Raw genomic sequence first — 613 nt, 5'->3', positions numbered from 1 at the left:
TTCATCACGCTCAACACAGGGCATTTCACAACATTACTGTGTTCTGCAAAAGCATCCTCATCCTTAACCAACAGAGCTTTCAACCCCACATCCAGTGCAATTAGCTCAATTCGGGCAACAGGATAGCTCGGATCAAGTGGCACATATGCTCCACCCGCAATGAGGACACCTGCGTGAGAGTGGAGTATGTCTTTCTGTTAGTGGCCCGATACTCCGATATGCAAGTATGAGAAGGTCCTATGTACCGTAGATGGACGCAATCGCTTCAGCCGAGTCATTGGTCATAAGCAGGCCAACCGACGAGTCCCCTTCAACCCCCAATAATCGCAATTGCCTTGCCACCTTATCTGCCATGCTTTGTAGCTCTGCATATGAGATAATCCGCTTCAGCCCTCCGTACTCAACCAGGGCTATTGCATTTGGATTTGTCTCGGCTTGATCCAAGAAAAACTTGTGAACCAGCCACCCAGGCTTAGGGGAAGGAGCAGACGTTTTGTTCCACTCCACTAACTGCTTCTGTTGCTCAGCCTGGGTGAGCATGGGAAGGTCCCACACTACCTTGTATGGGTTTTCCACTGCCATCTCCAGCAGGTTCTTGAAACAATTAAAAATC

The 613-nt window shown here is 49.1% G+C and carries 1 protein-coding gene; it reads right to left on the bottom strand.

All coding sequences use genetic code 11. From position 1 onward, the window contains the following. Positions 1–237: 237 nt before the first annotated feature. Positions 238–613: AMP-binding protein (locus tag GY791_11040; GenBank protein ID MCP4328958.1), on the bottom strand; the 376-nt coding region annotated here is incomplete at its 5' end.

This window comes from Alphaproteobacteria bacterium (assembly GCA_024244705.1).
Lineage (GTDB): Bacteria > Pseudomonadota > Alphaproteobacteria > JAAEOK01 > JAAEOK01 > JAAEOK01.
The sequence above is the reverse complement of the archived record's forward strand: the minus strand, read 5'-3'. Positions and strand labels throughout refer to the sequence as shown.